Annotated in this window: 17 protein-coding genes; 10 read left to right on the top strand and 7 right to left on the bottom strand. The window is 70.6% G+C overall.

The window, feature by feature from the left end:
* Nucleotides 1-2 precede the first annotated feature (2 nt).
* Nucleotides 3-1100: a lysophospholipid acyltransferase family protein gene (locus ACFXOM_RS03900; protein WP_384940962.1), complete on the top strand. Its 1098-nt coding sequence runs from the start codon at nucleotides 3-5 to the stop codon at nucleotides 1098-1100.
* A 107-nt stretch (nucleotides 1101-1207) separates the two neighbouring features.
* Here the strand turns inward: ACFXOM_RS03900 and ACFXOM_RS03895 are convergent, their stop codons facing one another.
* The 3 genes from ACFXOM_RS03895 to ACFXOM_RS03885 all read right to left on the bottom strand — a co-directional run bounded on the left by ACFXOM_RS03895 (nucleotide 1208) and on the right by ACFXOM_RS03885 (nucleotide 4915).
* A complete protein-coding gene (locus ACFXOM_RS03895) occupies nucleotides 1208-2413 on the bottom strand; it encodes a DUF5667 domain-containing protein (RefSeq protein WP_384940960.1) in 1206 nt (401 codons plus the stop codon).
* 298 nt (nucleotides 2414-2711) lie between these two features.
* Nucleotides 2712-3560 carry an ECF subfamily RNA polymerase sigma factor, BldN family gene (locus tag ACFXOM_RS03890; protein ID WP_384940958.1) on the bottom strand — a complete coding sequence of 283 codons (849 nt, stop codon included), beginning with the start codon at nucleotides 3558-3560 and terminating at the stop codon, nucleotides 2712-2714.
* Nucleotides 3561-3967: 407 nt separating this feature from the next.
* Nucleotides 3968-4915, bottom strand: coding sequence for an HAD family hydrolase (locus ACFXOM_RS03885; protein WP_384940956.1), 948 nt, complete (start codon nucleotides 4913-4915; stop codon nucleotides 3968-3970).
* A 126-nt stretch (nucleotides 4916-5041) separates the two neighbouring features.
* On the opposite strand from ACFXOM_RS03885, the gene ACFXOM_RS03880 reads away from it, so the two are divergent.
* From ACFXOM_RS03880 to ACFXOM_RS03850, 7 genes are all read left to right on the top strand, one after another.
* Entirely contained in the window at nucleotides 5042-5317 is a 276-nt protein-coding gene (locus tag ACFXOM_RS03880; protein ID WP_384940954.1) for a glutaredoxin family protein, read from the top strand.
* Nucleotides 5318-5588: 271 nt separating this feature from the next.
* On the top strand, nucleotides 5589-6377 hold the full coding sequence (locus tag ACFXOM_RS03875; RefSeq protein WP_384940953.1) for a redox-sensing transcriptional repressor Rex: 789 nt from the start codon (nucleotides 5589-5591) through the stop codon (nucleotides 6375-6377).
* The gene (locus ACFXOM_RS03870) at nucleotides 6374-7729 is read left to right on the top strand and encodes a glutamyl-tRNA reductase (RefSeq protein ID WP_384940951.1); all 1356 of its coding nucleotides are present in this window, start codon (nucleotides 6374-6376) and stop codon (nucleotides 7727-7729) included. The genes ACFXOM_RS03875 and ACFXOM_RS03870 overlap by 4 nt, the downstream gene beginning before the upstream one ends.
* Entirely contained in the window at nucleotides 7726-8703 is a 978-nt protein-coding gene (gene hemC / locus ACFXOM_RS03865) for a hydroxymethylbilane synthase (RefSeq protein ID WP_384940950.1), read from the top strand. Before ACFXOM_RS03870 ends, hemC begins: the two co-directional genes overlap by 4 nt.
* Entirely contained in the window at nucleotides 8700-10358 is a 1659-nt protein-coding gene (locus ACFXOM_RS03860) for a uroporphyrinogen-III synthase (RefSeq protein WP_384940948.1), read from the top strand. Before hemC ends, ACFXOM_RS03860 begins: the two co-directional genes overlap by 4 nt.
* Before the next feature lie 180 nt (nucleotides 10359-10538).
* A complete protein-coding gene (gene hemB / locus ACFXOM_RS03855; protein ID WP_384940946.1) occupies nucleotides 10539-11537 on the top strand; it encodes a porphobilinogen synthase in 999 nt (332 codons plus the stop codon).
* 210 nt (nucleotides 11538-11747) lie between these two features.
* Nucleotides 11748-12020: a DUF1876 domain-containing protein gene (locus tag ACFXOM_RS03850; RefSeq protein WP_384940945.1), complete on the top strand. Its 273-nt coding sequence runs from the start codon at nucleotides 11748-11750 to the stop codon at nucleotides 12018-12020.
* Nucleotides 12021-12087: 67 nt separating this feature from the next.
* On the opposite strand, the gene argS is transcribed toward ACFXOM_RS03850, so the two are convergent.
* On the bottom strand, nucleotides 12088-13854 hold the full coding sequence (gene argS, locus ACFXOM_RS03845) for an arginine--tRNA ligase (protein ID WP_384940943.1): 1767 nt from the start codon (nucleotides 13852-13854) through the stop codon (nucleotides 12088-12090).
* Nucleotides 13855-14055: 201 nt separating this feature from the next.
* Here argS and lysS point away from each other — a divergent pair, with 201 nt between their 5' ends.
* On the top strand, nucleotides 14056-15792 hold the full coding sequence (gene lysS, locus ACFXOM_RS03840; RefSeq protein ID WP_384940941.1) for a lysine--tRNA ligase: 1737 nt from the start codon (nucleotides 14056-14058) through the stop codon (nucleotides 15790-15792).
* Between the two features lie 157 nt (nucleotides 15793-15949).
* Here the strand turns inward: lysS and ACFXOM_RS03835 are convergent, their stop codons facing one another.
* From ACFXOM_RS03835 to ACFXOM_RS03825, 3 genes are all read right to left on the bottom strand, one after another.
* A complete protein-coding gene (locus tag ACFXOM_RS03835; protein WP_384940939.1) occupies nucleotides 15950-17344 on the bottom strand; it encodes a DUF2637 domain-containing protein in 1395 nt (464 codons plus the stop codon).
* A 202-nt stretch (nucleotides 17345-17546) separates the two neighbouring features.
* Nucleotides 17547-18281 carry a DUF3558 domain-containing protein gene (locus tag ACFXOM_RS03830; protein ID WP_384940937.1) on the bottom strand — a complete coding sequence of 245 codons (735 nt, stop codon included), beginning with the start codon at nucleotides 18279-18281 and terminating at the stop codon, nucleotides 17547-17549.
* Nucleotides 18282-18442: 161 nt separating this feature from the next.
* Complete coding sequence (locus ACFXOM_RS03825; RefSeq protein ID WP_385036863.1) at nucleotides 18443-19267, bottom strand: DUF3558 domain-containing protein; 825 nt, start codon at nucleotides 19265-19267, stop codon at nucleotides 18443-18445.
* Nucleotides 19268-19463: 196 nt separating this feature from the next.
* Here ACFXOM_RS03825 and ACFXOM_RS03820 point away from each other — a divergent pair, with 196 nt between their 5' ends.
* On the top strand, nucleotides 19464-20657 hold the full coding sequence (locus tag ACFXOM_RS03820) for an RtcB family protein (RefSeq protein WP_385036861.1): 1194 nt from the start codon (nucleotides 19464-19466) through the stop codon (nucleotides 20655-20657).
* Nucleotides 20658-20786 lie beyond the last annotated feature (129 nt).

Genomic DNA, 20786 nt, shown 5'->3' with positions numbered 1-20786 from the left:
CGATGGCGGACGCCAAGGTCATTCCGTTCGACGACGACCGGTCGCGCAACGGTACGCCGCAGCGCTCGGTGCGCAGGCGCACTGCGGGAGGCAGGCGGAAGGCCCCTGCCGACGCGGCGCGTGACATCCCGGTCGGCAGCGTGCCGGGGCAGTTGGGCGGGGAGCGTGCAGTGCCGAAGGACGCCTCCACGGCCTCCACGGCCTCCGCTGCGTCCGCCGGTGACGAGGCGGCGGCGTCCGGAGGGCAGGCGGCGGGTGCCGCGGCCTGGGACCGGCGCATCGCGGGTGGGTTGGCGTTCCTCCGGCGCCGGATCACCGGCGACTACGAGGTCGACGAGTTCGGCTACGACAAGGAGCTCACCGACCAGGTGCTCATGTCACTGCTGCGGCCGTTGTACGAGAAGTACTTCCGGGTCGAGGTGAAGGGCATCGAGAACATCCCGTCGAAGGGCGGGGCTCTCGTCGTGGCCAACCACTCCGGGACGCTGCCGCTGGACGGGTTGATGATGCAGGTTGCCGTCCACGACAACCACCCGGCAGGCCGGCACCTCCGGCTGCTCGCAGCGGACCTGGTCTTCATGCTCCCGGTGATAAACGAACTGGCACGGAAGGCGGGTCACACCCTCGCCTGCGGCGAGGACGCGGAGCGGCTGCTGCAGCAGGGCGAGGTGGTCGGCGTCATGCCGGAGGGCTTCAAGGGCATCGGGAAGCCGTTCGGTGAGCGGTACAAGCTGCAGCGCTTCGGGCGCGGCGGCTTCGTCTCGACGGCGTTGCGCGCGGGCACGCCGATCGTCCCGTGCTCGATCGTGGGGGCCGAGGAGATCTACCCCATGATCGGGAATGCCAAGACACTGGCGCGGCTGCTGGGCTTCCCGTACTTCCCGATCACGCCGACGTTCCCGTGGCTCGGGCCGCTCGGCGCGATGCCGCTGCCCACGAAGTGGACGATCCAGTTCGGTGAGCCGATTCCGACGGACGGATATCCGCCGGAGGCGGCGGAGGACCCGATGTTGATGTTCAACCTGACGGACCAGGTACGCGAGCAGATCCAGCACACGTTGTACAAGCTACTGGTGCAGCGGCGCTCGGTCTTCTTCTGAGGCCCTCGGGCACCGGCCCCCGCCCCGTGCGCCAGAGCGGTACGTCGGCGCACGGCAGGAGACACCGGAGTGGGGAAGGCTGACTTTCCCCACTCCGGTGTCCGGGGTCAGTTCTCTCCGTCGCTCTCGATGCCCAGGCCCGGCAGCAGGCCGGGAAGGATCGGCGGGAGCGTCACATCCGGAACCGGGTCCGTGGTGTCCTCACCCGTCTTGCCGCTCGGCGACGGGGAGGCGCTGTTCTGCGGGGGATCGAGCAGACCGCCCGTGTTGCCGCCGATCAGGCCGTCGTCGGACGCCGAACCGGAGCCGGACGGCTGAGGTTGGTCGCCGTCCTGAGGAGCGCCCGAAGAGACCGGGGGCGACGTCGAGGGGTGCGCTCCGGACGTCCCCGAGGAATCGTGTGGGGACGCCCCGCGGCGCTCCGCAGCGCCGCCGTGCCCCTGCTCGGGGGTGCGGGGCAGCAGCGACTGGAGCGGGCCGACCTCTTGGTCTATGGCGTCGAAGACCGAGCTCACCTCGTTGCCGACGTCGGTGAGCTGGACCGGCAGCCGGTCCCGCAGCCCGTCCCACACCGTGCGGTGCGAGCGGGCGAAGGAGGACAGGGTGGCGATCGGACCGAGTGAGCCGTCCCGCTCGTACGCGAGGTGGAGCAGCCGGTGGCCCTCGGAGACGTCGTGGTGCATCCCGTCGAGTGCACGCCTGACCTCCCCTACGGACTCGTGGTCGAGCTCGCCGGCCCGGCCCCGCTCCATCAGGCGGCGGGCCTCGTTGAGCCGGGTCGAGGCCTGGTCCAGGTAGAGCTCCCCGCGGTCCGCGTCATCGTCGGCCAAGCCGATCTTGATGTCTTCCATGCCTCGCTTGAGCCCGTAGAGCGAATCACCGGGGAGGGCGTCGGAGCTCGCCGCGGCCACCCCGCCGAAGGCCCCGGCCGCCACGCCGACGGTGAGCCCGCCCGCGGCGAGGCCCTTGGCCCATCGGGAACGCGGGCGCAGCTTCCGGAGCGGGGAGGCGCGGTGGGCGCCACGCCCGGAGGCCCGCTGCTCCGGCACCGTAGGGCCCCGGGACACACCACCCTCCGCGAACATCGCCTCCATGGCGGCCACGAGCTGGGCCCGCTGCACCACCTTGACCTCGGGGTCCAATTCCGGCTTGGGCAGCTCGCCGAGGCCGTTCGCCAGGGCCAACAGCCTTCCCTGTTCGGCCCGATCGGCCGAATCCTCGGGCTGCTCGGCCGCCGTGTCCCGGAGCGTCTGGTCCTCCAGGGCCTGGGCGAAGGCGTTCGCCCGCCGGTGCGCCGAAACGTTCGCGATCACAGGCGGCACCTCCTCTCGTCATGACGGTCGACTCCCCGAGGGGTCCGGAAGGTTGCACGCCTTGAGCACATCCACACGAACGAGTGAGTGGCTGCGGGCATGGCGTGACCGCAGGGAGCCTGCATTCCGCACAACGAGCGGCTCGGCAGTTGGGTTACGCGCGGAGGATGATCGGACCAGTGCGTCATCGAAGGCTCACGAATGGTGAGTTGAGGGGTGGACGGGCCGGGGGCGGGACGCGTGGGGGAGATGTGGGGGTGTGGGGCTCAGAGGCGTCGCGGGCGGGATGGACGGTCGGTCAGCGGGCATCTTCGGGAAGCAGCCGGGCCAGGGTGCGCACGGCGCGGTACTGGAGGGTCTTGATCGCTCCCTCGTTCTTGCCCATGACGCGGGCGGTCTCGGCCACCGAGAGGCCCTGCAGGAACCGCAGGGTCACGCACTCCTGCTGCTGCGGGTTGAGCTTTCGGACGGCTTCGAGCAGTGCCGCGTTCGAGAGTGATTCGAGCACCGAGTCCTCGGGGCTGCGCTCGACCTCGTTGGCGTCGAGCATCTCTCCGGTGGTCACTTCGAGTCGGAACCGGCTCGACTTGAAGTGGTCGGCGACCAGATTGCGGGCGATCGTGACCAGCCAGGCGCCGAAGTCACGGCCCTGCCAGGTGAACGTGGAGATGCGGCGCAGGGCGCGTAGGAAGGTCTCACTCGTGAGGTCCTCCGCCGTCGCCTTTCCGCCGACGCGGTAGTAGATGTAGCGGTAGACGGTGTCGCTGTACTGGTCGTAGAGGCGGCCGAACGCCTCGGCCTCGCCGGCCTGCGCGCGTTCGACGAGCTCCATCATGCGCGCGCTGTCGCTGTCCGCGCTCGGGCGGCGGGCGGCCGAGGTGTCCGTGCCGCCCCGTCCTCGTCTGCCGGACTCCCTCGCGTCGCCCGTCCGCCGACCTTCGACGACTCCGCCGCGCGCCGGGGCCTTCTCGATGCCGTCGGCCAGGGCGTAGGCGGGGCCGACGGGGCCGAAGGCGGCAGGGCCCGGCGTGGCGAAGGCGGGGGCGGGGACGGCGTACGCGGTGGGGACGAAGCCGCGCAGGTGGTCGGCGATCGTTGCGCGCAGCGTAGCCAGGCCCGAGGCGTCAACCCCGACGTGTGGGTACACGGGACTCCCAGAGGCAGAGCTTCCATCACGTGCAGTGCGGGACCGTTCACTCGTCGTGGCGACGCGCGGGGTCCTGTATGCGTTTGAGGAGAATAACGCTTCGTACAGGCAGCGCTACACCCAGTTGCTCAAATCGTCGATTCCGTCGCTTCTCTTACGGCAAAGCAGCGCATTGGGGTGCACTTTGTGATCGCCGAATGATCGCTTTGCTTCGTGATCTGCTGCGGCGCGTGATGGGTTGTGCTCATGTGAGGGCATTGCGACTGGAGGGCGGCGCAGCGGGGTATGGGGCCCGGAATCGACGGGCGCCGGGCAGGGTCCGTCGTGCGTCGGACGCCGGCCCTCGACCTACCCGCTCCGCGGCCGACCGGGTGACGGGGTGCCGTCGAGCAGGCCGGAACGGGGCGTCAGCGACGGCGGCGGTGCAGGGCAACGGCTGCCGCGGTGCCCCCGGCGATCGCGCCGACGCCCGCCGCAGCGGGGATCCCGACCTTGGCGGCCTTGCGGCCCGTGCGGTAGTCGCGCAGCCGCCATTCGCGTTCGCGTGCGTAACGGCGCAGCTTCGTGTCGGGGTTGATGGCGTAGGGGTGTCCGACGAGCGAGAGCATCGGGATGTCGTTGTGCGAGTCGCTGTAGGCCGCACAGCGCGCCAGGTCCAGGTTCTCGGCGGCGGCCAGCGCCCGTACGGCCTCGGCCTTGGCGGGGCCGTGCAGCGGCTCTCCCACCAGCCGGCCCGTGTAGACGCCGTCGACGGACTCGGCCACCGTGCCGAGCGCGCCGGTCAGTCCGAGCCTTCGGGCGATGATCGTGGCCGTCTCCACCGGGGCCGCGGTGACGAGCCAGACCTTCTGTCCCGCGTCCAGGTGAGCCTGGGCGAGCGCCCGGGTGCCCGGCCAGATGCGGTCCGCCATGTACTCGTCGTAGATCTCCTCGCCGATCGACATCAGCTCCGAGACGCGGTGCCCCTTCACGATGGAGAGCGCGGACTCGCGCACGTCCTGCATGTGGTCCGGGTCCTCGACGCCGGCGAGCCGGAACCAGGTCTGCTGCCAGGCGAACCTCGCCAGCTCGCGGCGTTGGAAGAACTTCCGCTTGTACAGTCCGCGTCCGAAGTGGAAGATCGCTGCGCCCTGCATCACGGTGTTGTCGAGGTCGAAGAACGCGGCGGCGCGGTCGTCCCCGACCACGGGGAACTCCGGCTCGGCGGACTCCTCGCCGGTCGCCTCCGCCGTCGCGGCTTCTGCTTCGAACGCTTGCGAGGTCTTGCGCGCTGCCTCGGCGGCGGCCTCGCCTGCGAGCACGCTCCGGGCAGTCGCGGAGCGCCTACGGGGGGTGAGCCATCCCAGTGCGGCCATGTCGTGAGCATAGCCAGTCCGTTCGGCACTTCCCGACCCGCCGGGATGCGAAGGCGTGAACTCTCGACGGCCGGATTGTTAAACGGACCATTCGGGCGCGTGCCACGGGGGCGGAGAATGGAGGGCATGAGTCCACTGTTGCGGCGCACGAAGAAGAAGGCCGGCGAACGAGTCGTCACCCTGATCGGGAAGCCCGGGTGTCATCTCTGTGACGACGCCCGTTCGGTGATCCGGGCCGTGTGCGCGGAGACCGGCGCGTCCTTCGAGGAGAAGGACATCACTCAGGACCAGGAGCTGCACCGCGCGTACTGGGAGCAGATCCCGGTGGTCCTCGTGGACGGGGAACAGCACACGTTCTGGAGGGTGGACGCCGGCCGACTCCGCCGGGAGCTGGGGGCGTAGCCCGTCCGGCCGGTACCATCGTGGCCGTTCGCAGGGGTCGCGGGGGCGTGGGCGTAAAGGAGCGTGTGCCGCATTGGCCCCATCAGTTTCTCTACGGTCGGGAGCGTCGAGTGGTTCCGGAACGGCGCGATCTGCTCGCGTGACCCCGGTCACTTTGCACGGACAAAACGGACACCATCTTTGTGCACGCGTTCACAAAGACATAGCCTGCTGTCGACGGGGCGGTCCTGGGACGCATGGCCGCCAGCCTCGCTCATCCCGCAGGAGCACCGTGGCAACTGGCCGAACTCACCGACCGGCGACTCGCAGCCGAGGAATCCCCGAGGCCACTGTCGCCCGTCTCCCGCTGTACCTGCGCGCCCTGACCGCGCTGTCGGAGCGCTCCGTGCCGACGGTCTCGTCCGAGGAGCTCGCGGCGGCGGCGGGCGTGAACTCCGCCAAGCTGCGCAAGGACTTCTCCTACCTCGGCTCCTACGGCACCCGGGGCGTCGGGTACGACGTCGAGTACCTCGTCTACCAGATCTCCCGCGAACTCGGCCTCACCCAGGACTGGCCGGTCGTGATCGTCGGTATCGGCAATCTCGGCGCCGCGCTCGCCAACTACGGCGGCTTCGCGTCCCGTGGCTTCCGGGTGGCCGCGCTGATCGACGCCGACCCGGCCATGGCCGGGAAGCCGGTCGCCGGCATCCCGGTCCAGCACACCGACGACCTCGAGAAGATCATCACGGACAACGGGGTCTCCATCGGAGTCATCGCGACCCCGGCGGGCGCCGCACAACAGGTGTGCGACCGGCTCGTCGCCGCCGGAGTGACCTCGATCCTCAACTTCGCCCCCACCGTGCTGTCGGTGCCGGACGGCGTGGACGTGCGCAAGGTCGACCTCTCGATCGAGTTGCAGATCCTCGCCTTCCACGAGCAGCGCAAGGCGGGCGAGGAGCCCGAGGGCCCCGAGGGGGAGTCCGGACCCGTCGCGCCGCCCGTCGCCGCTCGCGACGTCGCGGCCGGATCCGCTGACCGGAAGGGACCCGACGGCGACGTGCCCGCCGTGATGCCGGCATGAGCCTCCTGGTCGTCGGACTCAGCCACCGCAGCGCCCCGGTCAGCGTGCTGGAGCGGGCCTCGCTGTCCGCGGACGCGCAGGTCAAGCTGCTGCAGGACACGCTCGCCGCGGAGCCCGCGGCAGAAGCGGCGCTCCTCGCCACCTGCAACCGGGTCGAGCTCTACGCCGACGTGGACAAGTTCCACGCCGGCGTCGCCGAGCTGTCCACCCTGCTCGCCCAGCACAGCGGCGTCGGGCTGGAAGAGCTGACCCCTTATCTCTACGTGCACTACGAGGACCGTGCCGTCCACCACCTCTTCTCGGTGGCGTGCGGCCTGGACTCGATGGTCGTCGGCGAGGGCCAGGTCCTCGGCCAGATCAAGGACGCCCTCGCGCTCGGCCAGGAACTGCACACCGCGGGGCGGCTGCTGAACGACCTGTTCCAGCAGGCTCTGCGGGTGGGCAAGCGCGCCCACAGCGAGACCGGGATCGACCGGGCCGGGCAGTCGCTCGTCACCTTCGGGCTGGAGCAGCTCTCCGGCGGCGTGCCCGTCGAGGCATGGGCGCACGGCAGGCGGGCGCTCGTCATCGGTGCCGGGTCGATGTCGTCCCTCGCCGCCGCGACGCTGGCCCGGGCCGGAGTCGCCGAAGTCGTGATCGCCAACCGCACCCGGGGCCGGGCCGAGCGCCTGGTGGAGATCCTCACCGGACCGGGCGGTACCGGCGTGACGGCCCGCGCCGTCGACATGGCTTTCGTCGGCGAGGAGTTGACACGTGCCGACGTGGCCGTCTCCTGCACCGGCGCAGCCGGACTCGTGCTGCGGGCCGACGCGGTGGAAGCCGCGGTCGGGGAACGCGAGGGTCCCCTCGCACTGCTCGACCTCGCCATGCCCCGGGACGTCGACGCCGCCGTACACCGGCTCGCCGGGGTCCGTCTCGTCGACATCGAGTCGCTCGCCGAGGCGTCGGTGGACGCCCCGATGGCGGCGGACGTCGACCGGGTGCGCGGCATCGTCGCCGCGGAGGTCGCCGCCTTCGGCGCGGCCCAGCGCGCCGCGCACATCACGCCCACCGTGGTCGCGCTGCGCACCATGGCCGCCGACGTGGTGGCCGGTGAGGTCGCGCGACTGGAGGGGCGGCTGCCCGAACTCGACGACAAGCAGCGCGCCGAGATCACCCAGACGGTGCGCCGCGTCGTCGACAAGCTGCTCCACGCGCCCACCGTGCGCATCAAGCAGCTCGCCGCCGAGCCCGGTGGCGCGGGCTACGCGGACGCGCTGCGCACACTCTTCGACCTCGACCCGGACACGGTGGCGTCCGTCAGCCGGGCCGACGTGAACGACGCCGATCTGAAGAACCGAGGGCGAGTATGACCGAGAGGGCTTTGGGTACCGACCGGCCCCTGCGGCTCGGGACCAGGCGCAGCAAGCTCGCCATGGCCCAGTCCGGACAGGTGGCGGAGGCGGTGCGGCAGCTGACCGGCCGCCCCGTTGAGCTCGTCGAGATCACCACGTACGGCGACACCTCCCGCGAGCACCTGGCGCAGATCGGTGGCACCGGCGTGTTCGTCACCGCGCTGCGTGACGCGCTGCTCGCGGGCGAGGTCGACTTCGCGGTGCACTCGCTGAAGGACCTGCCGACCGCGCAGCCGGACGACCTGGTGCTCGCCGCGATCCCGCAGCGCGAGGACCCGCGTGACGTGCTGGTGGCACGCGACGGGCTGACGCTCGGCAGGCTTCCGCAGGGCGCCCGGATCGGCACCGGCTCGCCCCGCCGGATGGCGCAGCTCAACGCATACGCACGGTCGCACGGCCTGGAGATCGAGACCGTGCCGATCCGCGGGAACGTCGACACCCGCATCGGATTCGTACGGAACGGGGAACTGGACGCGGTCGTTCTCGCCGCAGCCGGCCTGAACCGTATCGGGCGGATCGACGACGTGACCGACTTCCTGTCGGTCGACTCGATCCTGCCCGCCCCCGGCCAGGGGGCCCTGGCAGTGGAGTGCACGGCGGCCGACGCCGCGCTCACTGCCGCGCTCGCCGGACTCGACGACCCGTTCACCCGGGCCGCCGTGACCGCCGAGCGATCCCTGCTCGCCGCCCTGGAGGCCGGCTGCAGCGCACCCGTGGGGGCGCTCGCCGACCTGCTCGCGGACGGACAGGATGTTCATGAGATGCGCCTGCGGGGTGTCGTCGGTACGACCGACGGATCCACGCTGGTGCAGCTGTCCACCACCGGTCCCGTGCCCTCGTCGCAGGACGAAGCCGTGGCGCTCGGTCGCGAACTCGCGGCCGAGATGCTCGCCAAGGGTGCGGCCGGTCTTATGGGGGAGCGAGCACTTTGAGCCCCACCACCTCGAACGTTCCGGTCGTTCCCGCGCACGGGCACGTCACCTTCCTCGGCGCCGGTCCCGGCGACCCGGGTCTGCTGACGCTGCGCGCCGTGGAGGCGCTGGCGGGCGCGGACGTACTCATCGCCGAGCCGGACGTCCTCGACGTCGTCCGCGGCCACGCGCGCGCCGGTGTGAGCACGCCTGAGCTGACGATTGTTGACGATGCGTCAACGGCCGCCGGTGTCCCCGTGTTGAGGGACACGGCCAATCTTGTCATGGAGGCCGCGCGGGGCGGCAAGCGGGTGGTCCGTGCGGTGGGCGGTGACCCCGGGCTGGACGGCGACGCCGGCGCGGAGATGCTCGCCTGCGCGGCCGAGGGGATTCCCTTCGAGGTCGTGCCGGGCGTCGCGACGGCGGTGGGCGTGCCCGCGTACGCCGGGGTGCCGCTGCGCGACGCGCAGGGGACGGACGTCCGCTTCATCGACGCCCGCACCGCGGACGCCCGTTGCTGGACCGAGGTCGGCGTCTCGGACGGGACCGTCGTGGTGTCCACGACGTTGGACGCGGTGTCGGCCGCCGCGGGTGAGCTCGTGACGGCCGGGCGGAAGCCCGACACCCCGCTGACGGTGACGGTGGCCGGTACGACGACGCGGCAGCGGACGTGGACCGCGACGCTCGGCACCATCGCGCAGGTTTTCAAGCAGGGCAAGGTGCTGCCGTCGCCCGAGGGCCACCGGCCGGTCATAGCCGTGGTCGGCGAGCGCAGTGCCGCTGCCCAGCGCGACCAGCTCGCGTGGTTCGAGTCCAAGCCGCTGTTCGGCTGGAAGGTCCTCGTGCCGCGGACGAAGGAGCAGGCGGCTTCGCTCTCCGACCAGCTCAGGTCCTACGGTGCGGTGCCGCACGAGGTACCGACGATCGCCGTCGAACCGCCGCGCACGCCCCAGCAGATGGAGCGTGCGGTCAAGGGGCTCGTGACCGGCCGCTACGAGTGGATCGCCTTCACCTCGGTGAACGCCGTGAAGGCGGTGCGGGAGAAGTTCGAGGAGTACGGGCTCGACGCCCGTGCCTTCGCCGGGATCAAGGTCGCGGCGGTGGGCGAGCAGACGGCGCGCTCCTTGATCGAGTTCGGTGTCAAGCCGGACCTGGTGCCGAGCGGTGAGCAGTCCGCCGCCGGGCTGCTGGAGGACTGGCCGCCGTACGACCCGGTGTTCGACCCGATCGACCGGGTGTTCCTGCCGAGGGCCGACATCGCCACCGAGACGCTGGTTGCGGGCCTGATCGAGCTGGGCTGGGAGGTCGACGACGTCACGGCCTACCGGACCGTGCGGGCATCGCCGCCGCCGGCGGAGACACGTGAGGCGATCAAGGGCGGCGGGTTCGACGCGGTTCTCTTCACGTCGTCGTCGACCGTACGCAACCTCGTCGGTATTGCCGGCAAGCCGCACAACGTGACGGTGATCGCCTGTATCGGCCCCGCCACCGCCAAGACGGCGGAGGAGCACGGGCTGCGGGTGGACGTGCTGTCCCCCGAACCGTCGGTGCACAAGCTGGCCGAGGCGCTCGCCGAGTTCGGGGCGCGGCGGCGGGACGCGGCGGTGGAGGCCGGGGATCCGGTGACGCGGCCCAGCGAGCGGCGTCCGGGAGCGCGCAGGCGCCGCACCACGTGACGGTTGTGCCCGAGGGGTGCACGACGTGAGGGAGAAGGGGCCACGGGATCTTTCCGTGGCCCCTTCTGCTACGGCCCCTTCTGCCAGGGGCACTCGGGCGCTGCTCGCGACCGGGCGGCGGCAGGAGCAGGGACACGGTGTCGGTAAAAGCGGTCCCCGTACGGGCGTAGCGTGGTGGGCATGACTGTGTACGGATCCTTCCCCGGGTCGCGGCCGCGGAGGCTGCGTACCACTCCCGCGATGCGGCGCATGGTCGCCGAGACACGGCTGCATCCCGCCGATCTGATCCTTCCGGCGTTCGTGCGGGAGGGCGTCGGCGAGCCCGTGCCGATCGCGGCGATGCCGGGGGTCGTCCAGCACTCGCTGGACACTCTGCGGAAGGCGGCGGTGGAGGCCCGCGAGGCCGGGGTCTCCGGGATCATGCTCTTCGGTGTGCCCGAGGACGCGAAGAAGGACGCGGCCGGGACCGCCGGCACGGACCCCGATGGGATCCTCCAGGTCGCCGTCCGCGCCGTGCGGGAGGAAGTCGGCGACGATCTGGTGATCATGTCCGACCTCTGCCTGGACGAGTACACCGACCACGGGCACTGCGGCGTCCTGGATGCCGAGGGACGCGTGGACAACGACGCCACGCTGGAGAGGTACGCCGAGATGGCGCAGGTCCAGGCCGACGCGGGAGTCCACGTCGTCGGCCCCAGCGGCATGATGGACGGTCAGGTCGGGGTGGTTCGGGATGCGCTGGACACCATCGGCAAGGAGGACGTGTCGATCCTCGCGTACACCGCCAAGTACTCTTCTGCCTTCTACGGCCCCTTCCGCGAGGCCGTCGCCTCCTCCCTGAAGGGCGACCGCAAGACGTACCAGCAGGACCCCGCGAATCTGCGGGAGTCCCTGCGGGAGCTCGCGCTTGACCTGGAGGAGGGCGCGGACATGGTCATGGTGAAGCCCGCGGGGCCCTACCTCGACGTCCTGGCGAAGGTCGCCCAGTCGGTGGACGTGCCCGTGGCCGCGTACCAGATCAGCGGTGAGTACGCGATGGTCGAGGCTGCGGCGGAGAAGGGCTGGATCGACCGGGACAAGGCGATCCTGGAGACCCTGACGGGGATCAGGCGCGCGGGCGCGCAGATGATCCTGACGTACTGGGCGACGGAGGCCGCTCAGAAGATCGGCCGCACGTAAGGCGCCTCGGGACGGAGTGTCGCGCAGCCCGTGGAGCTCCCGCCGGAACCCGTTCCGACGACACGTCCAGTGGTGCGGGGCGTCGAGCAGGGAAGCGACCCTGGGGGCCGGCACCGACATTCCCGTCACCCGCGGACCCCGACCGGCGGGAAGTGGTGATCAGGCGCCCGGCGGCGCACCCTGAAGGGGTACCGCTGGAGGTGATCCGCCATGCAGACGCTCGTCGGATGGCACGTCGAGATGGAGTTCCTCGAGGACGGCGACAAGACCAGGGCGGCGGCGATGCTCCGTCTCACAGACGGCACGGAGCTCCGCGGCCACGGCCACGCGAGCCGTCACCCGTCCGATCCGGGGCAGCTCCGGGTCGGCGAGGAGATCGCGGGAGCGCGTGCGCTGATGGACATCGCGCAGACGCTCCTGAAGAAGGCCCACGCCGAGATCGAGGAGACCACGGGTAGGCCCGCGCATCCGCTGACGCGGTGACGCACGCGGACGACCCCTTGAACCCGCCGGACGGGCGTCGGGGTCGTCCGCGTGCGTGCGGGTCGTGTCAGAGGCGCTCGGGCGTCCGGATGCCCAGCAGGGCCATGCCCTGTTGAAGGGTGCGGGCGGTCAGGTCGATGAGGAACAGGCGGTTCTCGAAGACCTCCGCCGTGTTGTCCTCGCTGATCACCCGGCACTGGTCGTAGAACGTCGTCAGGTGGGAGGCCAGCTGGTAGAGGTACGCGGCCAGCTTGTGCGGCTCGTACGCCTCCGCGACCTCGGCAAGGACCTCCGCGAACCGGTCCAGGTGCAGACCGAGCGCCCGCTCGGCCGGGGCGAGCGCCAGCTCCGGGTGGGACCGCGGCTTCACCTCACCGGCCTTGCGGAGGATCGACCGGATACGGGCGTACGCGTACTGGAGGTACACGGACGTGTCACCGTTGAGCGACACCATCTGGTCGAGGTCGAACTTGTAGTCGCGGACCGCCGACGTCGACAGGTCGGCGTACTTCACCGCGCCGATGCCGACGTACCGGCCGTTGACGGCGACCTCCTCGTCGCCGAGGCCGGCCTTGACCTTCTTCTCCGCCACGACGGCGGTCGCCCGCTCGATGGCTTCGTCCAGCAGGTCGACAAGCCGCACCGTCTCGCCCTCACGGGTCTTGAACGGCTTGCCGTCCTTGCCGAGGACCGTGCCGAAGGCCAGCTGCACGGCCTTGGTCTTCTCGTTCAGCCAGCCCGCCCGGCGTGCGGTTTCGAAGACCATCTTGAAGTGCAGTGACTGCCGGGCGTCCACCACGTAGAGGAGGGTGTCGGCGCCCAGGTTCTGCACCCGGTCGCGGATCGCGGACAGGTCGGTGGCCGCGTAGCCGTAGCCGCCGTTGGACTTCCTGACGATCAGCGGGACCGGGTTGCCGTCAGGGCCCTTCACGTCGTCGAAGAACACGCACAGTGCGCCCTCGGAGCGGACGGCGACACCCGACTCCTCCAGCAGGCGGCAGGTCTCGTCGAGCATGTGGTTGTAGCCGGACTCGCCCACGACGTCGGGGTCGTCGATCTCCATGTCGAGCTTGTCGAAGACCGAGTAGAAGTAGATCTTCGACTCGTCGACGAACCTCTGCCAGAGAGCCAGGGTCTCCTCGTCGCCGGACTGGAGCTCGACGACACGGCGCCGGGCCCGGTCCTTGAATTCCTCGTCGGCGTCGAACAGGGCGCGCGAGGCCTTGTACAGCCGGTTGAGGTTGGACATGGCCTCCTCACCGGAGACGGCGGACTCGTCGTCGTGGTCCAGCTCGTGGGGGTGCTCGATCAGGTACTGGATGAGCATGCCGAACTGGGTGCCCCAGTCGCCGATGTGGTGGCGCCGGACCACCTTCTCGCCGGTGAATTCCAGGATCCGCACCATGGCGTCACCGATCACCGCGGAGCGGAGGTGACCGACGTGCATCTCCTTGGCGACGTTCGGCTGGGCGTAGTCGATCACCGTGGTGCCGGTTCCGGACCGCGGCACGCCGAGCCTGTCGTCGGCCGCCCGGGCGGCGAGGGTCCTTACGATCGCCCCGTCGGTGATCGTGACGTTGAGGAAACCGGGGCCCGAGACCTCGACGTCCCTGACCACGTCGCCCGCGTCGATCGCCTCGACGACCTTGGTCGCCAGCTCCCGCGGGTTGCCCTTCAGCTTCTTGGCGAGCGCCAGGATGCCGTTCGCCTGGAAGTCGGCCCGGTCGCTACGTCGCAGCAGCGGGTCGGCGGAACCGGCCTCCGGCAGGGCTGCCGAGAGGGCGTCCGCGAGGCGCTGCTGCACGGTCGAAGCGAGGGAAGGGACCGAGGCCATGAGCTTCCGTTTCCTTGGAGTGGGCGTCTGTGGGTAGCCGGTGATGTCTAATTCGGTAGCCAAGTGTCCCACGGGGCAGGAACCTGTTTCTCCACCGTTTCCCCTCCGACCCATCGCGCCCCTGTGGACAACCCAGGGGCCGGTCGTTCCGTCTGGGAGAATGGCTAACGCCAGTTTCGACAGACTCAAGCATCCAAGGACGTGCCGATCGTGGCTCAGAGCAGCACCGAGACCGACTGGGTCTCCCGTTTCGCGGACGATGTCATCGCCGAGTCGGAACGGCGTGCGCCCGGGAAACCGGTGGTGGTTGCCTCTGGCCTGTCCCCGTCCGGGCCCATCCACCTGGGCAACCTGCGCGAGGTCATGACACCGCACCTGGTGGCGGACGAGGTGCGCCGCCGGGGGCACGAGGTCCGCCACCTGATCTCCTGGGACGACTACGACCGCTACCGCAAGGTGCCGGCCGGGGTCCCGGGCGTGGACGACTCCTGGGCCGAGCACATCGGCAAGCCGCTGACCTCGGTGCCGGCGCCCGCGGGCTCCACGCACCCGAACTGGGCCGAGCACTTCAAGGCCGCGATGGTCGGGTCGCTGGCCGAGCTGGGCGTCGAGTACGACGGGATCAGCCAGACCGAGCAGTACACGTCGGGTGTGTACCGCGAGCAGATCCTGCACGCGATGAAGCACCGGGCCGCCATCGACGGCATCCTCGACCAATACCGGACGAAGGCCAAGGTCCAGGCGAAGAAGCAGCAGAAGCCGGTGGACGAGGCCGAGCTGGAGGCCGTGGAGGGCTCCGGCGCGGCCAACGAGGACGACGGCAGCAGCGGCTCCGCCGGCTACTTCCCGTACAAGCCGTACTGCGGCAACTGCGAGAAGGACCTGACGACCGTCACCGAGTACATCGACGCGACGACCGAGCTGACGTACTCCTGCACCGCCTGCGGCTTCTCCGAGACGGTCCGGTTGACCGAGTTCAACCGCGGCAAGCTGGTCTGGAAGGTCGATTGGCCGATGCGCTGGGCGTACGAGGGCGTGATCTTCGAGCCGAGCGGCGTCGACCACTCGTCGCCCGGATCGTCCTTCGTGGTGGGCGGGCAGATCGTCCGTGAGGTCTTCGACGGGGTGCAGCCGATCGGTCCGATGTACGCCTTCGTGGGCATCTCCGGCATGGCGAAGATGTCGTCGTCGCGTGGTGGTGTGCCGACGCCCGCGGATGCGCTGAAGATCATGGAGGCGCCGCTGCTGCGCTGGCTGTACGCCCGCCGCAAGCCCAACCAGTCCTTCAAGATCGCTTTTGACCAGGAGATCCAGAGGCTCTACGACGAGTGGGACAAGCTGGAGTCCAAGGTCCAGGACGGTTCGGTGCTGCCGGCCGACGCGGCCGCGCACTCCCGCGCCGTGCGCACCGCGTCGGCTGAGCTTCCGCGCACGCCGCGGCCGCTGCCGTACCGGACACTCGCATCCGTCGTCGACATCACCGCCGGCCACGACGAGCAGACCCTCCGGATCCTCAGCGAGCTGGACCCGGCGAACCCGCTGGCGTCGCTGGACGAGGCGCGCCCGCGACTCGACCGGGCGGAGAACTGGATCACCACCCAGGTCCCCGCGGACGCACGGACGGTCGTGCGTTCGGAGCCCGACGCCGAGCTGCTCGGCTCCCTCGACGACGAGGGCCGCGAGTCCCTGCGGCTCTTGCTGGAGGGGCTTGACTCGCACTGGTCCCTGGACGGGCTCACCACGCTCGTCTACGGCGTGCCGAAGGTGATGGCCGGCCTGGCGCCGGACGCCAAGCCGACGCCGGAGCTGAAGGTGGCCCAGCGTTCCTTCTTCGCGCTGCTGTACCGCCTGCTGGTGAGCCGTGAGACGGGCCCGCGGCTGCCGACGCTGCTGCTGGCCGTCGGGGCGGACCGGGTGCGCAAGCTGCTCGCGGCCTGACGCCGGGTGCCCCGCGCGGCACCGTGGAGTACAGCCGGAGGGCCCTCACCCGTCAGGAGTGAGGGCCCTCCGACTGTGCCGGGGTCGTGTCGTGGCGTCGTCGTGCCGCGAGGTCCGCCCGCACGGACGGGGTGCGGGTGGTGCGGCCGAGGCACGCCTAAGCGATGTGTTCGGCCTCCAGATCAGCCTGGTAGCGGCTCTGGAAGTCCTGGTTCAGCCGGCGCAGCAGGCTTGCGCTGCGCGGGTGGTTGATGCCGTGGACGTCGGCGAGGTGTATGTCGAGCTGGTCGTTCGTCGGGAACGCCCCGTGACGGTCGACGTACTCCTTGAAGACCGGGTACGCCAGCTCGGCGAACTCCGCGTCCTCCAGGTCCGACGGCTCACCGGCCGCCGCTGCCGGCTCGGCGGCGTTCCCCGGCCGGGGTGCGGGCACGGCGGCGTTCCCCGGCCTGGGTGCGGGCACGGCGGCTTCGTCCGCGGGTCCCCGCTCCGTGCGGGGAACGGGGACGGGAGCTCCGGCACCGGAGCCCGGCCCGGGAACGAAGGGGGGCGGGGCCGGTTCCCCACCGGCGGAGGAGGGGGCGGCGTACGGCTCCGGGGAGGACGGAGCACCGTAGGGCTCCGGGGCTGGAGCCGGCTCCACGTCGTAGGACGGGTCGTAGCCGCCCTCGTAGTGTTCCTGCGATGCGTGGGGTGCCGAGAACCACGGGCTCTCGTGGGTTTCAGGCACGTCCGGAAGCTGCTGTTCCTGGACGGGCCCGGGCGGGTCCCGGCGCACGGCGGGGGCCCCGGGCAACCCGGCGGCCGGCTCCGCACCACGGAGTACGGGCGGGGCGAGAGGGGCCTTTGCGGGTTGCGGGGGCAGCAGCGCGGGCTCGATGCCGGCGGCGGACAGTCCCGCGGGGGCGGTCTCGGCGAGCGGTACGCCGTAGCGGGCGAGTCGCAGCGGCATCAGCGCCTCGACGGGGGCCTTCCGCCTCCAGGCGCGCCCGAAGCGCGCCTGGAGGCGGGCCTGGTAGATCAGCCGGTCCTGTTCGAGCTTGATGACCTGCTCGTACGAACGCAGCTCCCACAGCTTCATCCGGCGCCAGAGCCGGAACGTGGGGACGGGGGAGAGCAGCCAGCGGGTGAGGCGCACGCCTTCCATGTGCTTGTCCGCGGTGATGTCCGCGATCCGGCCGACCGCGTGCCGAGCGGCCTCGACGGCGACGACGAAGAGCACGGGAATGACGGCGTGCATGCCGACGCCGAGCGGATCGGGCCAGGCGGCCGCGCCGTTGAAGGCGATCGTCGCCGCCGTCAGCAGCCAGGCCGTCTGGCGCAGCAGCGGGAACGGGATACGGATCCAGGTCAGCAGCAGATCGAGGGCGAGGAGGACGCAGATGCCCGCGTCGATGCCGATCGGGAAGACCAGGGAGAAGTTGCCGAACCCTTTCTTCTCGGCAAGCTCGCGAACGGCCGCGTACGACCCGGCGAAACCGATGCCGGCGATGATCACCGCTCCGGCCACGACCACGCCGATGAGTATCCGGTGTGTGCGTGTCAGCTGCATCGCGGCCACCCGCGATCCCCTCCCGATATCGATTTCTGGGCGCCCGTGGCGCGGCCCAAGCCTGGCACACGACACCGGAGCCCGGGCCCTCGGGGAAGCCCGGGCTCCGGTCCGGATGGCGGGCTCCGGCCCGCCGGTCTCCGGCAGGCCAGGTGGCCGGGCAGGAGCCCGCCCACCCGTCGGCGGACAGGCCCCCGACCCGCTAGTTGGCCTTCGTGACCGCTGCCGCAGCCTCCTTGGCGGCGGTCACCGCGTCCTTCATCAGCGCTGACGGGTCCGGCGTCTTCGCCCCGGCGTAGCCGGCACCGTTATAGCTCAGGGTGACCACGACGTTCCCCGTACGGGCCACGATCGTCGCGTACTTGAAATCTTCACCGGTCTTCGTCAGCCCGAAGGCGATCGCCGTCGCCTCGTCGCCGACCCCCGCCGCCGGGGAGTCGTTGACGTTCTTGGCGCCTTCCGTGGCGCGCGTCTTGGCGACTTCCTTCGCGTACGCGTCCTTGGCGCGCTGCTCCCCGCTGCCGAGGCCCGCGTCGGACGCGTAGCGCAGGAAGGACACGTCGAGCCAGCGGTAGTTCGATCCCTTGACGCCCTTGTCCTCCAGGCCGTTCCAGGAGCAGCCGCCGCGGGCGCTCGTGTCGCTGGAGGCGCCGGCCGTGCCGCCCTTGTTCTTCACCTTCGGCACGAGCTCCTCGATCGTCTTGGGAGACAGGGCCTTGCAGGGTTCGGGGAGCTTGGCGAACTTCGCCGGCGCAACGGACGGGGTGGACTGCTGCACGCTCGGGGAGGCCCCGGAGGAGGACGAGCCGGCCGGAGAGCCGGTGGACGAGCTCGAGTCCTTGCTGTCGGATTCCGACGAGCAGCCGGCGACGACGAGCATCACCGGAACGGCGGCGCAGGCGAGTATGCGGGTGAGTCGCGGGGCTGATCGGTGCATGGTTCCTTCACTCGGTTGTCGTACGGTCCGCCGGCGGTACCGGGCGGACTGTCCGGGGCTTCCGGGCGGCCACAGTACGCCGACACGGTACGACGCCGACGTCGTCCGACGGGACCCGCGCGCTCGATCGTCGCGGCCGGTGGACCGGTCCGCCGCACGCGCTACTCGTTGAACCGCTCGGCCAGCTTCCGGGCCAGGGCCTGGGCCTTTTCCTGTAGTTCCCCGCTGTCGGGGACCTCGGTCGTACGGGCCGGCTGCTCGCCGTACTCGACGGTCACGATCGCATTGGATGTGCGGAACACCACGCTCACGGTGCGGTGCTGCGCGGTGGAACCGGCACGGTCGAGGACGTCGTTGAGGAAGGCGGCGTCGCCGAGTCCTTCGAGTGCTCGGGGAGCCAGGCCCGAGGGAGCGGCGGGCCTGCCACTGGGGGTGGGACTGCCACTGGTCACGGGGCTGCCCGCCGGTGCGGGGCCGGAGGCGGTGGCCGGCGCGCCCGGTGACGGGGTGGTGCCGGACGTCGTGTTCGTGGTGCTGGGCGCAGGGGGTGCGGTGAGCCCGGCCGCGCTCTGCTTCCCGGAGAAGACCTCCTGGGCGCGGTCTTCGTCGCTGACGGCCGGGTCGTAGGAGACGACGCGTTCGACGTCGATGCGGAGGTGGTGGGAGGCATCCCGGGAGTCGGCCTTCCAGCTGCAGCCGACGCGGCGGTCGTTGTCGTAGGTGACCGCCGCCGTACCGCGGAGGGCCTTCTCCTGCTGCTCGGCGGGCATCTCGGCGATGCCCGGGAGCATTTCCAGGAGCATGGCGTGCTGGACGGCGCCGCAGGGTTCGTAGAGCGTGCGGTACTTGCCGGGCGGCGCAGCCGGGCCGGTGGTCTCCCCGGCCTTGGCGTCGGTGGAGGGGTCTGCTCCGTCGGTTCCCGTGGTGCAGCCGGCGACGAGCGTCGCGAGGAGCACTGCCAGAACGGGCACGTACCTCTTCCGCACGTTCCCAGGCTCCTTTCTCCGCCTTCTGCCTGCCGGTCTGTTCCGCCCCCGTGGGGAAAACAGCTTGCCGCCCGGTGCGGGCCGCTGGAGACAATGTGTATCGCACACGCCGCCGCGGATGCCGGTCGGCTGTGCCTTTCATTGGCCTTGGCTCTGCTTTTTGCGTTGTAAGGCTTTTCGGGGGAATTGAGGAAGTATGTCGTATGTAGAGGTGCCGGGAGCCAAGGTCCCGATCCGGATGTGGACGGACCCTGCCGCGGTGGAGAGCGGCGCGATGCAGCAGTTGCAGAACGTGGCGACGCTGCCGTGGGTCAAGGGGCTCGCCGTGATGCCGGACGTGCACTACGGCAAGGGCGCCACCGTCGGCTCGGTGATCGCCATGCACGGCGCGGTCTGCCCGGCGGCGGTCGGCGTCGACATCGGCTGCGGGATGTCCGCAGTGAAGACCTCCCTCACCGCCAACGAACTGCCCGGGGACCTGTCGCGGCTGCGGTCCAAGATCGAGCAGGCCATCCCCGTCGGTCGGGGCATGCACGACGACCCCGTGGACCCGGCCCGGCTGCACGGACTCCAGGCCGCGCGCTTCGGCGACCTCTGGGAGCGGTTCGACGGGGTGGCGGACGCGGTCGCATTCCGTCGTGAGCGGGCCACGAAGCAGATGGGGACGCTGGGCAGCGGCAACCACTTCATCGAGTTCTGCCTGGACGAGGTCGGCTCCGTCTGGCTGATGCTGCACTCCGGATCGCGGAACATCGGCAAGGAGTTGGCCGAGCACCACATGGGCGAGGCCCGGAAGCTGCCGCACAACCAGGACCTGGTCGACCGCGACCTGGCCGTCTTCGTCGCGGACACCCCGCAGATGGCGGCGTACCGGAACGATCTGTTCTGGGCCCAGGAGTACGCGAAGTACAACCGTGCCGTCATGATGGCGCTCTTCCAGGACGTGGTGCGCAGGGAGTTCCGCAAGGCGCGCGTGACCTTCGATCCGGTGATCTCCTGCCACCACAACTACGTGGCGGAGGAGCGGTACGAGGGAATGGACCTGTTGGTCACCCGCAAGGGAGCGATCAGCGCGGGTTCGGGGGAGTGGGGGATCATCCCGGGTTCGATGGGTACGGAGTCGTACGTCGTCCGCGGTCTGGGCAACCCGAAGTCGTTCAACTCGGCTTCGCACGGTGCCGGCCGGAGGATGAGCCGGACCGCTGCGAAGCGGAAGTTCTCCACGAAGGACCTGGAGGACCAGACGCGGGGCGTGGAGTGCCGCAAGGACTCCGGTGTCGTGGACGAGATCCCGGCCGCGTACAAGCCGATCAGCCAGGTGATCGACCAGCAGAAGGACCTGGTCCAGGTCGTCGCCAAGCTCAAGCAGGTCATCTGCGTGAAGGGCTGACACGCCCGCAGGCCGCACGATCGCCGTCACGGGCACCGGCCACGATTCGCCCGTCGTCCTGCTGCGTCCGCTCGCACGGCCCGACGACCCGGTCACCCCCGCCCGTCACTGACGTTCGTTCGGGACGGT

Origin of the sequence: Streptomyces sp. NPDC059169, assembly GCF_042755225.1 — a bacterium.
In the GTDB taxonomy this organism is placed as follows: Bacteria; Actinomycetota; Actinomycetes; order Streptomycetales; family Streptomycetaceae; genus Streptomyces.
This window is presented reverse-complemented; position numbering and strand designations above follow the sequence as displayed.